We start from the raw sequence: 13649 nt of genomic DNA on the forward strand, positions 1-13649 counted from the left end.
GAACGTGTTGAACTTACAAACCGTGTCACCGTTGACGCTGACGACACCAAAAGGCTTTAAGGCGACAGGTATACATGTTGGACTCAAACGAAAACGGAAAGATTTAGGCTTGTTGGTATGTGAAGGAGGAGCGAGTGCGGCGGCTGTCTATACGACAAATCAAATGCAAGCAGCACCGATTATAGTGACAAAACAAGCGATGGAAGCCTCAGAGGGGCGTATTCATGCCATTTTAGTCAATAGCGGGAATGCTAACGCCTGCACCGGTGAATTAGGTTTGACCCATGCCTATACGTCGCAACACGCAATCGCGAATCACTTACAGATTAAACCGGAACAAGTCGCAATCGCATCGACCGGAATCATTGGTCAAACGTTGGCGATCGACACGTTAGTAGCTGGAGTCGATCAACTGGTGGCGAGTGAGGCGGAAGAAGAAGCGGATGCTTTTGCCCATGCGATTTTAACGACTGACACAGGTATCAAAACGGCCGGGTATCAATTTTTGATGAATGGAAGTGAAGTTTCGATTTGCGGTGTTGCGAAGGGGTCAGGAATGATTCATCCAAACATGGCGACGATGCTCGGATTTTTAACGACCGATGCGACCGTCGAACCAAACGTCCTGCAAACGATATTAAAACGCTCAATCGACCGGACGTTCAATTGCATTACGGTCGATGGTGATAGTTCAACCAATGACATGGTCATGATGTTAGCGAGTGGTGCGGCAAAAACGCCGACAATCATGCTTGATACGCAAGAAGCGGAGCAGTTTGAGCAGGCGGTCACGCATGTCTGTCAAGAACTTGCGAAGCTCATTGCACGAGACGGAGAGGGCGCAACGAAGTTGATTGAAGTAACGGTTCAAGGAACGGACGAAGAACGATTGGCACGAAAAATCGCCAAACAAATCGTTGGTTCTTCGCTCGTTAAAACCGCGATTTTCGGAGAAGACGCGAACTGGGGACGAATTGTAGCAGCAATCGGAAGCATCGATGAACCGATTGATGTCTCGAAAATTGATATTCGGATTGGTTCACAGTGGGTCTTACGACAGAGTATGCCGATTTTGTTCGATGAGACACTTGCTTCAAATGAACTTGCGGCGGATACGGTAGCGATTGAAATCGATTTAAATAGTGGGTCGGCCGTCGGACGTGCCTTCGGATGTGATTTGACGTACGACTATATCAAAATCAATGCGAGTTACCGGACATGAAACAACGAAAACTGATCAAACTCGGTGGGAGTATTTTTGAACAACTCGATTCCCGTTATTTTAAAGAATGGAAAGACTGGTGCGATGCTGGTCACGATTTAATCATCTTGCATGGTGGCGGCCCCGCTTTATCAGCTTATTGTGAAACCTTAGAAATCGAATCCGTCTTCCGGGAAGGCGTCCGTGTGACGACCGAGGAGGTCTTACTCGGGGCAGAACGTGTCCTCGGGGGCGAGGTTCAGTCAAAAATCGTTTATCAACTCAATCGATCAGACCTACCTGCAGTCGGATTGACGGGGATTGACGGTGCAAGCATTGGCGGAGAGCAACGACAAGGGTTAGGGGCAGTTGGTGATATTCGCTTCGTAGATAAAACCTTATTTGAAACGCTACTCGGCGCAGGCTATATTCCGGTCGTGACGTCGCTGATTACCGGTCCGTCCGGTGCGCTTAATAGCAATGGCGATACATGTGCGATTGCCGTCGCAAACGCACTCGATGTCGATGCGTTTGAGCTATTGACGGATGTCGAAGGAGTCCGGTTAGATGGTGCTTATCAAGCAGTCGTCACGCGAGAAATGTTGGAAGGCGGCATAAAGACAAATGAGATTCATGGTGGCATGATTCCGAAAGTAGAAGCGGTGATTGAAGCATCAAAACAAGGGATTCCAGACGTTCGGATTCGGTCCGGGAAATACGTGACGAGTCAGGGGACTCGCGTCAAGGAGGAAACAGATGAGCGCATTACTACCAACTTATCAACGTCATAATATCGAATTAGTCGAAGGGACGGGATCGTTCGTCAAAGATACGCAAGGCATCACGTATCTTGATTTTATGATGGGGATTGCCGTTTGCAACACGGGACATCGGCATCCTTACGTAGAGCAACGCCTCAAAGAACAACTTGGTCAGCTTTGGCATACGTCAAATTTATTTGAAAGCAGTAAACAGGAACGTGTCGCGACGCTACTGACGGAGAACAGTCACTTGAGTCATGCTTTCTTCTGTAACAGCGGAACAGAAGCGAATGAAGGTGCGTTTAAATTAATTCGCAAATGGACGCAAAAAACAGAAATCTTGTCATTCAGCCAATCGTTCCACGGGCGGACATTCGCGATGATGGGAGCAACAGGTCAAGAAAAAGTCAAAGAAGGGTTCGGTGAAATGGTAGCGGACTTTAAACACCTCGTGTTCAACGACTTAAGTAGTTTAGATGCCATCACGGAAAAAACGGGCGCCGTTTGGCTTGAAATCATACAAGGTGAAGGTGGTGTCATCGTCGCGGACGATGCTTGGTTGGAGGCGTTAATGAAACGGACAAAAGCGTATGGCGTCAAAATCGTCGTCGATGAGGTCCAAACGGGGATTGGGCGAACTGGATCACGTTTCGCTTTTGAACAGACGCCACTAAAACCAGATATCATTACAGTCGCGAAAGGGCTCGGAAGCGGTTTTCCGGTTGGAGCGATCATCACGACTGCGGAAGCGGCAACCATATTTACACCGGGGACACACGGCTCAACATTTGGCGGGAACCCGCTAGCAATGACAGCAGCGGAAGCGACACTCGACCTTCTCTTAACAAACGAGCTTTTACAAGAGGTGCAGGAGAAAGGAAATTACTTGATGAGAAGACTCGCAGCAGAGTTGCCTGAAACAAGTCTGCATAGTGTTCGAGGACGTGGTTTGATGATTGGAATTGAATTCGAACGACCGGTCGCTGGAATTGTCCAAGCGCTTCAACAAGTAGGGATGCTCGTCGTCAGTGCCGGACCACACGTAGTTCGTTTATTACCGTCTCTATTTGTGACACGACAGGAACTAGATCTTGCGCTAGAAAAAATAAAACAAGTCTGCCAACAGGAGGTCATGGTATGAACGGGATAGGTACATTAACGCTTGCAAATGGGACAACGTATTCAGGAGAGCTGGTCGGTACATCATCCGCTAAAGGAGAAGTCGTCTTTTTCACCGGTATGACCGGTTATCAAGAAGTATTGACGGACCCCTCTTACCGTGGACAAATCCTTGTTTTCACGTATCCGCTAATTGGGCAATACGGAATCGCCCATGATGAAGCAGAAAGTAATCAGATTCAAGTCGCGGGTGTCATTGTTCAAACGCTCGCACAAAACGGAGCACGAACGGATTTTGCCGACTGGTTAGCAGAAGCGGATATACCTGTTCTGACAGGAGTCGATACACGGGCGCTTGTCCATCAACTTCGATCATCTGGCGATCAAATGGGAAGTATTGAGGCAGACGCTCTACACGAGAAACGCCATCAGACAGGAATCGCATCCGTCTCCGTCAAAACGATGAAAACATATGAACTCGAGAATGCTGATGGACATATCGTTTGTCTGGATTATGGCGTCAAAAAATCGATGATTGAAGCTTTACTGGCACGGGGTATGCGCGTGACAGTTGTTCCATTCGATACAGAAGCGTCCGCCATCAAAAGATTGCAACCGGACGGGCTGTTGTTCTCGAATGGTCCTGGAAATCCGGATCAACTTGAACCATTTCTCTTAGAAATTAAACAGCTCGCGATGGATTATCCGACGCTCGGCATTTGTATGGGGCATCAAATCATCGCGAAAGCCTTCGGCTGCCAAATCACGAAACAACATCACGGGCACCGGGGGGCAAACCACCCCGTCCGTCACCTTGCTTCCGGTCGTGTTTTCATGACCTCGCAGAATCATGGGTACGTCGTTGAGGCAGAGAGTGTTGCGGCGTCAGAGCTAGTTACGGCATACGAACATATTAACGATGGTTCGATTGAAGGATTGATTCATCCATCGCAACCAATCATGACGGTGCAGTTTCACCCAGAAGCAAATCCGGGACCGACAGAAGCAATGGTCGTGTTTGATCAATTCGTCGCCTCGGTTTTATCACAGGAGGTAGCCCATGTTGGATAACAAAAAAGTCATGGTCATTGGATCGGGACCAATCGTCATTGGTCAGGCGGCGGAATTTGATTACTCCGGAACGCAAGCATGTCAAACACTTCGGGAAGCGGGCTGCGAGGTCATTCTCATGAATTCGAATCCGGCTACGATCATGACGGATCCGTCGACGGCGGATCAAGTATATATCGAAGCGATGACACTCGAAAAGGCGACAGAAATCATCGAACGAGAACGCCCGACGCATTTACTTGCGACCGTTGGAGGACAGACAGCTTTGAACCTGTCGCTCACGCTGGATGAAGCGGGCATCCTCGAGCAATATGGTGTTTCGCTGCTCGGAACATCGCTCGAAACGATTCGGGACGGAGAGGATCGTGAACGTTTCAAACAACGGATGATTGAATTACATCAACCACTCCCGGATAGTCAAACGATTGAAACGATTGAGGAACTGGAGAATTTCATGGAGGACCACGGTGTACCCCTTGTCATCCGTCCTGCATTCACATTAGGGGGAACCGGTGGTGGAATCGCGACGACGAAGGAAGAAGCACGTACGCTTGCGATGAACGGTCTGCAAGCAAGTCCGATTTCCCAGTGTTTGGTCGAAGTCAGTATCGCAGGTTACAAGGAAGTGGAATATGAAGTGATGCGTGATGCATACGATACGACGATTATCGTTTGTAACATGGAAAACATCGACCCAGTCGGTGTCCACACGGGTGACTCGGTTGTCTTTGCTCCAATCCAATCAATTTCTGATCGAATGAATCAACTTCTTCGGACCGAGGCACGTCGCATCGTTTCCGCACTCGGTGTGATCGGTGGTTGCAATATCCAATTCGCGATTCATCCGACAGAGCACCGGTATTTCGTCATCGAAGTCAACCCGCGTGTCAGTCGTTCTTCCGCCTTGGCCTCGAAGGCAACAGGGTATCCGATTGCAAAACTAGCGACACGTCTTGCGCTCGGTGAACGCTTGGATGACTGCATCAACCCTGTGACGAAAGAGACGATGGCGAGTTTTGAGCCGGCACTCGATTATATTACGGCGAAAGTACCATGTTTCCCATTTGATTTATTTTCAGGGTGTGACCGTGCGCTCGGAACACAGATGAAGGCGACCGGTGAAAGTATGGCAATGGGGAAAACGTTAGAAGAAGCACTGCAAAAAGCATGGCGTGGTGCAGGGGTCGAACAGGCACCACTCTATCCATCGTGGATGCGTGAGGCGACGAGTGAGCAGTTGTGGAAAGAAATCACGACTCCAACCGATTTACGGTTGTTGGCGATGCTCGCCTTGCTCGATCGTCAGGCGACGACGCAGGACGAACTAGCGGCACAGACAAGTATCCAACCGCTCTTTTTAGAACTGTTTGCTCGGTTGCTGACGATACGCGACTCGCTCGACCTGACGAAACCTGTTTCCATTCAACAAGCGAAACGGCACGGTTTTACCGATCAGCAGATTGCCGACATCACAGGTGTGGCAGCGGAAGATGTCCACGAACTGCGGATAGCGCATGACATTACTCCCGCCTTCCAAATGATTGACACGTGCGCAGCAGAATTCGTCAGTACGACTCCTTATTACTACGGAAGTTGGTCTGGGCGAACTGAAGTACAACCATCGAATCAACAAAAGGTCGCAGTCATCGGAGCGGGTCCGATTCGAATCGGACAAGGCATTGAATTCGATTACTGCTCCGTCCATGCGGTCCGCGCTTTACAACGTGCCGGGTACGAAACCATCATGATTAACAACAATCCGGAAACCGTTTCGACGGATTTCGAAGTGGCAGATCGCCTCTACGTTGAGCCGTTGACGATTGAGGATGTCGTTCATGTCTTAGAAGCAGAACAATGCCAAGATGTCCTTGTTCAGTTCGGCGGACAGACGGCAATCAGCTTAGCAGCCGATCTCGAAGCACGTGGGTATCAGTTATTAGGCACGACCTCAGACACGATTGATGCGATGGAAGACCGCCACCGGTTTTACGATTTTCTCGATCAATTAGACATCAAGCATATTCCGGGAGAGGAAGTCATGACAGTTGATGCATTGAAGAAAACTGTGATGGCACTTGGTTATCCTTTAATCGTTCGTCCATCGTATGTGATTGGCGGGAAAGGGATGCATATTTTAAACGACGACGCGATGTTAGAAGCGCTTTTACCATCGCTGACATTCCCCGTGCTCCTCGATGCTTACATCGCTGGTCAAGAGTTTGAAGTCGATTGTATTTCAGATGGGACGACGAGTTACGTTCCAATCATTATGGAACAAATTGAGGCGGCAGGCGTTCATTCAGGTGACTCGACGATGGTTCTTCCGCCAAAGTCAGCCTCAGCTCAGCTACAAAATGAAATCGAGCGGATCTCTAAAAAAATCGGTCAGCATCTCTCATACCGTGGAGCGTTCAATATTCAATTCGTCGTCACGGGACAACAGATCTATGTTCTAGAAATTAATCCTCGCGCGTCACGGACATTACCGATCGTCGCGAAGGTAACGGGACAACCGTTACTTGAATGGGCTGTAAAGGCAGCAATTGGTCAAAAAATCGAATTGCCGTCAGAGCGGATGGAACTCTCTTTCCATGCGGTCAAGACACCGGTCTTCTCGACGTTGAAACTGACACATGTCGATCCAAAAACGGGTCCGATCATGCGTTCGACCGGAGAAACGTTACAGTGGACAGAAAATGGTCATGCAAAGGAGCGTTTCTTATTCGATGAAACAACGAAACGTCACATGACCAAACCTGCGCATACGATTGCTGGTCACGGGACAGAAGCATGGGGACAAGCGACGCCGCTCGGAGATTTCCCTGTGTTTGACGAGTGTGTTGCCTTTTTTTCTTTCATTCCTGAAGAAAAAGGACTCCGGGAACAAGCCCTTGCAAAAGGCGTTCATGTCATTACTGAGCAACATCTAGCCGAATATTACGAAACGGTTCGTGATTGTGCATCGATTCCAGTCAAGCCGTTAAGCGAATGGATGATCAAGCAAAAGGAGTGGATGAAAGGATGAAGACGAAGCACAAGTTACAACATATGTTGACGCTGGAAGAATTGACGGCTGAAAGTTTAACAGAGCTACTTGAGCTTGCAAAAGCAGTCAAACAATCCCCAAGCGACTATCAAACGGCACTGGCGGGAAAAAAGGTTGCGCTCTTATTCGAAAAAGCATCGACACGGACGCGGATATCATTTGAAGTCGGTGTCGTCGAACTAGGCGGATACCCGGTCGTCCTAAGTGGTGCTGACATGCAAATCGGACGCGGAGAACCGTTAAGCGATACGATCAAAGTCATGAGTCGTTACGTAGATGCATTGATGATTCGGACGTTTGCCCATGAGACGGTCGAAACGCTTGCTACGCATGGAACGATTCCTATCATTAACGGCCTGACGGATCTACATCATCCGTGCCAAGTACTTGCAGATTTGCTGACGATTGAAGAACACTTAGGTTCTCGTCAAGGCAAGATTTTGACGTATATCGGTGACGGAAACAATATGGCACACTCCTTATTGCTCGGTGGAGCACTGAGTGGGATGGAAGTACGTATTTGTAGTCCGGATGCGTATGCGCCGAACGAAAAAATCGTTGCACAGGCGATAGAAATCGCGAAGGCGACAGGTGGAACAATCCAGCTCTTTACGGATCCCGTAGCAGCTGTAAAAGGTTCAGAAGTCATTTACAGTGATGTGTTTACGAGCATGGGGCAGGAGTCAGAGTCGATTGAGCGCCTGAATGCCTTTGCAGGCTATCAAGTGAACCTATCTTTGCTTCGCGAGGCAGCAGATGAAGTCATCTTCTTACATTGTTTGCCGGCACACCGTGGGGAAGAGGTGACGGCTGATGTCATCGATGGGACGCACTCCGTTGTGTTCGATCAAGCAGAAAACCGTCTTCATGCTCAAAAAGCACTGATGATTGAGCTGCTGGGCAAGTAAGTGACAGACGTTGGTTTGTTGCTTGAAAAATAAAATCAAAAAGGAATCATTCTTTCATGCGCTTTTCTCAGGGGAGGTGCCCTCTTGCCCTTTTCCTGTAGAAGTTGCGTGAAGCGAGTGTTTCCTTATCCTTTCTACAAGAGATGAGCTCCGTGTCCTAAATAAGCGGACGCCATGATTGAAAAGAATATGCATTGAAATGGCCGATGATCCCATGAGAAAAGGGAGTATCGGCCATTTGGTTGATGTAGGACGGAAACGTCCGTTGTGAAAATCGATATCGGACTGCCGCATGATTCAGTCCCCCTTTTCCGGTGAAAGAAACGAAGGGAATTAATCGAACTGCCGTCGTGCGAGACGGGCTTCATGCTCTTTATTGACCTGTCGTTTATTTTTTTCATGGAGGCGATGCATGAAGGGAGTTCGTTGCCAAGATGCAGACCATTCCGACTCTTTTCCGGCACGGAGGCCGAGAATATAATCATAACTATGATGTAGACGTTCAATCATATCCGTCCGCACATCACAGATATGTCCGTGACCTGGTACGAGCAATTTCACCTCGTATTCATAAATGAACGATTCAAGTAGTTCGAGCGTCGTTAAATATTCCGTCGAGTCATGTTCAATCAAGGGGATTTCAACATCTGACGCATAATCCCCACAAATGAGTAAATTCATTGGCATGACGACGAAGGATAGGTGTGTTTCTTCATGACCCGGCGTCAAAAAGAAAATAAGTTTAGTCGATCCGATGGTGAGTGTTGTTTCCGATTCTTCAATGATATGCGTGATCTCCGGAAAGAGGACAGGAGAATCGATATAGTATTCATCATTAAAATTTTGAACTTCTTCTAAAGCGACTTGTGTGTCAGTTTCGATGAACCGACGCGATGCAACCGCGATGGCGTCTTTAAAAGCATAAGCTCCTAAAATATGATCAAAGTGAGCATGGGTGTAAACGATATAGAGCGGACGTTCATGGCGGATGATTTCAACATCTCGGCGAATCGTCGCAATTTCATCCGGCAACCAGCCGGGGTCGACGACAATCAAGCAATCCGGCGTTTCAATCAAGGTTGAAGTTGTTTTCATCAATGTACTTTGATAGACGGTCACGCCCGGCATCTTCATCTGGATCATGAAATCCCTCCTTTTATATCGAACTATACCCTGAAACGATGAGGAATTACCCTAGAAGACAACAAAAAAGACGGCTTGCATCGCGCAAGCCGCCTGCCCTCTAGAGGGATTATGGTCGTTGACCTATGTTATGTCTTAAAATTGGAGCGGGTGAAGGGAATCGAACCCTCATCATCAGCTTGGAAGGCTGAGGTTTTACCACTAAACTACACCCGCATGAGTGCTACATGAAATATAGTAGCATAGCAAAGCAGTTATTTCCATAACTTTTATGAAAAAAAGCTATTTCGGTTGATTTTATGTGTACAATAATAATAGCTAAATCGTTTACATGAGCTTCCTGTAACGATTGTGAATGGCTGAAGATGGATAGAGGAGCGTATGAGTAGTGAACAAAGTTCAAGTTTGGAGCGAACAGCCGATGGGAAAAGGATGGAGGGCACAATGCCATCATCAAATCGATCGTCATCGCTTCACGACAGGAGAGTGGTTCCTTAACGCAAGCTTACTTGCCTTTTCGATTGAACAGGATGCGGATATGTTACCGGACGTGCTTCCGAACGTGTTGAACATCCCGCTGGTCTCTGAACGGATGAAACAGGCGCTTGAACAGTTTACACCGTTTTCTGTTCAATGTCTTCGGGTTCAACTTCAAACGAGATCGGGATGGAGCAACTACTATCTCATCAATATACTAGCGGTCAGACGGGTGGAACATCTACATAAGACGAACATTTTCCGACCAATCGGAAAAAAGTATGTCTACTTCATGACAGAGCGACTCGTTCAAGATTCGCTCGGTGTCCATCATCTATTACGAGACGAACTGACAGATCGAATTTTCGTCTCCAGTCAGCTAGCACGGTATTTAGAACGATTAACCGTGACCGGGATACAATTTGACGAGATAAATCGAATGGAGGAATTAATATGAAACAATACACGGTCGATAATTGGATTACACTTGAATATCCACAAGCATTTGAATATCAAGAAGAAGAGACTTTTGTCAGTTTTTATTCGACAGAAGAAAATGCGATGGGAACCTTACAACTTTCGATTTATGAATCGGAATCGGAGGAATTGACGCCATTCGAAGCAGCCGAACAAGAAATCAACTTGTTGGTTGAAGAATTTGATATCGAATTGACGAGTCCACTTGAAACGCGTCGTAATTCAACAAAAGAAGCGTTGCTCGCAGTAGATGGAAAAGAGGAAGGAATTTTCCTTCGCATCTTTGCGTATTCAGATGGAGAACGCCTTGTATTATTAACGTACTCAGCGGATCGCGAATCGCTCGAGTTAGAAGAAATCGAAACAATCATGACATCTTTAAAATGGATTTCTTGAGTTGAAAAAGGTGCTAATTCAAAACGATTCCCTTCACAATTCTTTGTGATGGACCGTTTCGTCCTTAGCATAAGAAACGCCGATGATTCCGTTTTTCATACGGAGTCATCGGCGTTTTTTTGCTTCATCTCGTTCATGATGACTGGATGCACACTTGGTTCCCGTAGCGAAAAGCCCTTTTTCTTTGAAATACAGTAAACAAGTGTTTTACGCACTTTTCAGGGGGGACACGCCAACATGCTCTTCACTCGTCCTAAAAGTTTATTTACAGCCGGAGCTGACGTTAACGTCAGCTCTTTGTTTCGATTAAGAGCCCTGTTTTCGAATAGAAGCAGGATATGGAGCATTGATATGATTATTCAACCAACCGGCAATGTCTGCGAACACACGAATGCGTTCGAACTCATGGAAGAGTTCATGACGTAAACCGCGATAGACGGTCAGTTGAGTATCTTCAACGCGAACGCGATTGTAGGCATCAAACAATGCGTGAATTCCTTTTCCATCAAAGGCGACCGGATCATCTTCTCCGGCGACGAGTAGAAGGGGGAGATGCCGTGGGTGCTGATAAAGATTTGCTAGCGCATTGACGGATTTGGTTGCCGTCAAGAGCTCATGGAAAAATCCGAGTGTTACGGTCTGCCCTGAAAGTGGATCTTCATCATACCGCAAGACGGATTGTGGGTCCGAGGATAACCAGGCATTCGACGAAAGGGCGGGGAAAAAACGTAAGTTGTATCGACCGAATACAGCACGCCCCATCCCTTCAGCTGGTTGTTTGGCGGAAGTATTAGCAATCAACCGTTTAACGAGTTGTTTACTGACTGTTCCTGAAACTCCAGCATCGGTAGGTGGACCACTAGCGATGACGCCTGCTAGCACATGCCCAAGCGTTTGACCAAGGCGTCGTGAGATGAGGGAACCAAAACTATGTCCGAATGCGAAAACCGGTAATTCAGGATACTGTTGCTTAATATCTTGTACGAGCTCCTCTGCGTCCTGAATGAGTTGTTCAAACCCTTGGTTCGGCTCTAGATGACCGAGGGCATCTTGCTGCTGCGCACGTTCACCAAAACAGCGAAGATCGGGAATGAAAGTATGGAAGTGGTGAGCATTGAGAAATTCTGCGAATTCGTCATAGCGTGCCCCGTGTTCCATCATGCCATGGAAAACGATGACGACTCCCTTTGGTGCTTGTGCTTCTAGGATCCGCATATTTGTTGTATAGCCATCAGAAGCAATCCAGTGTGTATGATTAATTGTCACATGTCTCATCCTCTCTTGATTACGAAAGACCAAAGATTGTTCCGTCTTCAGAAATCCCCATCTGATTAGCAGCCGGTTTTTTAGGAAGACCCGGCATCGTTAATACATTCCCGGTTAGAGCAATAATGAATCCGGCACCGATGGCCGGCTTGATTTCACGAACGGTGATGGTAAATCCTTCGACCCGACCATATTTTGATGGATCATCCGTTAAAGAAAACGGTGTTTTCGCCATACAAATCGGCAGGTCATTCAGCCCGCGTTCTGCACAACGTTCAAGTTCGCGCAATGCTTTGTCTTCAAAATGTACGTCAGCAGCACCATAGACACGCGTTGCGATTCGTTCGATTTTTTGCTTGAGGGGTAACTCTGCTGGATACAACGGTTTGAATTGACTCTCTTCCTCGAGTGCCTCCATGACTTGACTGACGAGTGCTTCGCCACCAGCACCACCTTGGCTGAAGACTTCGCTCTCTGCGACGCGAATGTTTCGTTCGCGACACCATGTTAAGACGGTTTGCCGTTCTGTTTCTGTATCAGTGAAAAATCGATTGAGTGCGACAACAGCGGGAACACCGAATACATCCATCGTCTCGACATGTTTTTCGAGCAACGCCAGTCCTTCTGTTAAGGCGGCTAGGTTTTCTTCGACGAGTTGATCTTTTGCGACGCCACCATGCATCTTAAGTGCTCGGATCGTCGCGACAATGACAACAGCATCTGGATGGAGATTACCAATTCTTGATTTGATGTTGAAGAATTTTTCAGCCCCTAGGTCAGCGCCGAATCCAGCCTCTGTCACGACATAATCACTTAACTTAAGTGCAGTCCGTGTTGCGATGAGTGAGTTACAGCCGTGGGCGATATTTGCAAATGGCCCGCCGTGAATTAAAGCGGGTGTTCCTTCGACGGTCTGGACAAGGTTCGGACGGAACGCTTCTTTTAGCAGTAATGTCGCAGCACCCGACGCTTCAATGTCTTTGACCGTGATTGCTTGCTGATCATAAGAATAAGCGACGACGATCCGGCTGATCCGTTCTTCTAAATCTTTTAAGGAGTCGGCTAAGCATAAGACGGCCATGATTTCGGAAGAGACTGTAATATCGAAACCGTCTTGTCGTGGAATGCTGTGTGCGGGTCCCCCTAGACCAATCGTAATGTTTCGGAGGGCGCGGTCATTCAAGTCGAGAACGCGTTTCCAGGTGATGCGACGTGGATCGATGTGAAGCTCGTTTCCTTGATGCATGTGATTATCGAGTAAAGCACTAATCGTATTATGAGCCGAAGTAATCGCATGCATGTCTCCAGTGAAATGAAGATTGATTTCTTCCATCGGTAACACTTGACTATACCCACCGCCACAAGCGCCACCCTTTAATCCCATAGTTGGTCCAAGGGAGGGTTCGCGTAAACAAATCATCGTTTTATGATTTTGACGATGGAGTGCTTGACCTAAACCGACGGTCACAGTTGATTTTCCCTCACCGGCAGCCGTCGGGTTGATGGCTGTGACTAAAATGAGCTTCCCATCCGTTTTAGTTGCGAGGCGAGTTGCTAATCCATCACTTAACTTTGCTTTGTACTTTCCGTAGCTGTCGTAATCAGCCTCCGTAAGTCCGATTTGATCAGCAATCTCAGAGATTGGTTTTAAAATCGTTTGTTGTGCAATTTCTAAGTCAGAACGAATGGTTTTTTCCATGGCAGCTTCTCCCTCTCCAATTATAGATTTCTCTCTATTTCCTTATAGTAGCGTATCTAAAACAGACACGCCAAATAATCGTTCA

11 protein-coding genes and 1 tRNA gene are annotated in these 13649 nt (G+C 47.5%); 8 read left to right on the plus strand and 4 right to left on the minus strand.

Features of this window, described 5'->3' with window-relative positions; translation table 11 throughout:
• Nucleotides 1–4: 4 nt before the first annotated feature.
• The 6 genes from argJ to argF are packed head-to-tail and all read left to right on the plus strand — an operon-like array spanning nucleotide 5 to nucleotide 8106.
• Nucleotides 5–1222: a bifunctional glutamate N-acetyltransferase/amino-acid acetyltransferase ArgJ gene (gene argJ, locus KNQ05_RS11575; protein ID WP_214770047.1), complete on the plus strand. Its 1218-nt coding sequence runs from the start codon at nucleotides 5–7 to the stop codon at nucleotides 1220–1222.
• The gene (gene argB / locus KNQ05_RS11580) at nucleotides 1219–1992 is read left to right on the plus strand and encodes an acetylglutamate kinase (protein ID WP_214805437.1); all 774 of its coding nucleotides are present in this window, start codon (nucleotides 1219–1221) and stop codon (nucleotides 1990–1992) included. The genes argJ and argB overlap by 4 nt, the downstream gene beginning before the upstream one ends.
• Nucleotides 1958–3103 (plus strand): acetylornithine transaminase, encoded by a 1146-nt coding sequence (locus KNQ05_RS11585; RefSeq protein WP_214805439.1) that lies wholly within the window; start codon nucleotides 1958–1960, stop codon nucleotides 3101–3103. Before argB ends, KNQ05_RS11585 begins: the two co-directional genes overlap by 35 nt.
• Nucleotides 3100–4152, plus strand: coding sequence for a carbamoyl phosphate synthase small subunit (locus KNQ05_RS11590; RefSeq protein ID WP_214770044.1), 1053 nt, complete (start codon nucleotides 3100–3102; stop codon nucleotides 4150–4152). Before KNQ05_RS11585 ends, KNQ05_RS11590 begins: the two co-directional genes overlap by 4 nt.
• Complete coding sequence (gene carB / locus KNQ05_RS11595) at nucleotides 4142–7177, plus strand: carbamoyl-phosphate synthase (glutamine-hydrolyzing) large subunit (protein ID WP_214805441.1); 3036 nt, start codon at nucleotides 4142–4144, stop codon at nucleotides 7175–7177. Before KNQ05_RS11590 ends, carB begins: the two co-directional genes overlap by 11 nt.
• Nucleotides 7174–8106 (plus strand): ornithine carbamoyltransferase, encoded by a 933-nt coding sequence (argF, locus tag KNQ05_RS11600; RefSeq protein WP_214805443.1) that lies wholly within the window; start codon nucleotides 7174–7176, stop codon nucleotides 8104–8106. Before carB ends, argF begins: the two co-directional genes overlap by 4 nt.
• A 333-nt stretch (nucleotides 8107–8439) precedes the next feature.
• On the opposite strand, the gene KNQ05_RS11605 is transcribed toward argF, so the two are convergent.
• Both KNQ05_RS11605 and KNQ05_RS11610 read right to left on the minus strand, forming a co-directional pair.
• Nucleotides 8440–9249 (minus strand): MBL fold metallo-hydrolase, encoded by an 810-nt coding sequence (locus KNQ05_RS11605; protein ID WP_214770037.1) that lies wholly within the window; start codon nucleotides 9247–9249, stop codon nucleotides 8440–8442.
• Between the two features lie 142 nt (nucleotides 9250–9391).
• Nucleotides 9392–9465 (minus strand) — tRNA-Gly (locus tag KNQ05_RS11610).
• A gap of 172 nt (nucleotides 9466–9637) precedes the next feature.
• On the opposite strand from KNQ05_RS11610, the gene KNQ05_RS11615 reads away from it, so the two are divergent.
• Together KNQ05_RS11615 and KNQ05_RS11620 are read left to right on the plus strand one after the other, a co-directional pair.
• Nucleotides 9638–10183, plus strand: coding sequence for an imm11 family protein (locus tag KNQ05_RS11615; RefSeq protein ID WP_235195200.1), 546 nt, complete (start codon nucleotides 9638–9640; stop codon nucleotides 10181–10183).
• Nucleotides 10180–10599 carry a hypothetical protein gene (locus tag KNQ05_RS11620; RefSeq protein ID WP_088836374.1) on the plus strand — a complete coding sequence of 140 codons (420 nt, stop codon included), beginning with the start codon at nucleotides 10180–10182 and terminating at the stop codon, nucleotides 10597–10599. The genes KNQ05_RS11615 and KNQ05_RS11620 overlap by 4 nt, the downstream gene beginning before the upstream one ends.
• A gap of 306 nt (nucleotides 10600–10905) precedes the next feature.
• Here KNQ05_RS11620 and KNQ05_RS11625 read toward each other — a convergent pair whose 3' ends face one another.
• The gene (locus KNQ05_RS11625; protein ID WP_088836375.1) at nucleotides 10906–11874 is read right to left on the minus strand and encodes an alpha/beta fold hydrolase; all 969 of its coding nucleotides are present in this window, start codon (nucleotides 11872–11874) and stop codon (nucleotides 10906–10908) included.
• 10 nt (nucleotides 11875–11884) lie between these two features.
• On the minus strand, nucleotides 11885–13564 hold the full coding sequence (locus KNQ05_RS11630; RefSeq protein ID WP_214770034.1) for a formate--tetrahydrofolate ligase: 1680 nt from the start codon (nucleotides 13562–13564) through the stop codon (nucleotides 11885–11887).
• Nucleotides 13565–13649 lie beyond the last annotated feature (85 nt).

Source organism: Exiguobacterium sp. s125, from assembly GCF_018618605.1.
Taxonomy (GTDB): Bacteria; Bacillota; Bacilli; order Exiguobacteriales; family Exiguobacteriaceae; genus Exiguobacterium_A; species Exiguobacterium_A oxidotolerans.

What these genes read in the sequence shown, in the direction of transcription:
- argB (WP_214805437.1), top strand. Translation starts at nt 1,219, where the DNA reads ATGAAACAACGAAAACTGATCAAACTCGGTGGGAGTATTTTTGAACAA.
- KNQ05_RS11585 (WP_214805439.1), top strand. Translation starts at nt 1,958, where the DNA reads ATGAGCGCATTACTACCAACTTATCAACGTCATAATATCGAATTAGTC.
- KNQ05_RS11590 (WP_214770044.1), top strand. Translation starts at nt 3,100, where the DNA reads ATGAACGGGATAGGTACATTAACGCTTGCAAATGGGACAACGTATTCA.
- carB (WP_214805441.1), top strand. Translation starts at nt 4,142, where the DNA reads ATGTTGGATAACAAAAAAGTCATGGTCATTGGATCGGGACCAATCGTC.
- argF (WP_214805443.1), top strand. Translation starts at nt 7,174, where the DNA reads ATGAAGACGAAGCACAAGTTACAACATATGTTGACGCTGGAAGAATTG.
- KNQ05_RS11605 (WP_214770037.1), bottom strand. Translation starts at nt 9,249, where the DNA reads ATGATCCAGATGAAGATGCCGGGCGTGACCGTCTATCAAAGTACATTG.
- KNQ05_RS11620 (WP_088836374.1), top strand. Translation starts at nt 10,180, where the DNA reads ATGAAACAATACACGGTCGATAATTGGATTACACTTGAATATCCACAA.
- KNQ05_RS11625 (WP_088836375.1), bottom strand. Translation starts at nt 11,874, where the DNA reads ATGAGACATGTGACAATTAATCATACACACTGGATTGCTTCTGATGGC.
- KNQ05_RS11630 (WP_214770034.1), bottom strand. Translation starts at nt 13,564, where the DNA reads ATGGAAAAAACCATTCGTTCTGACTTAGAAATTGCACAACAAACGATT.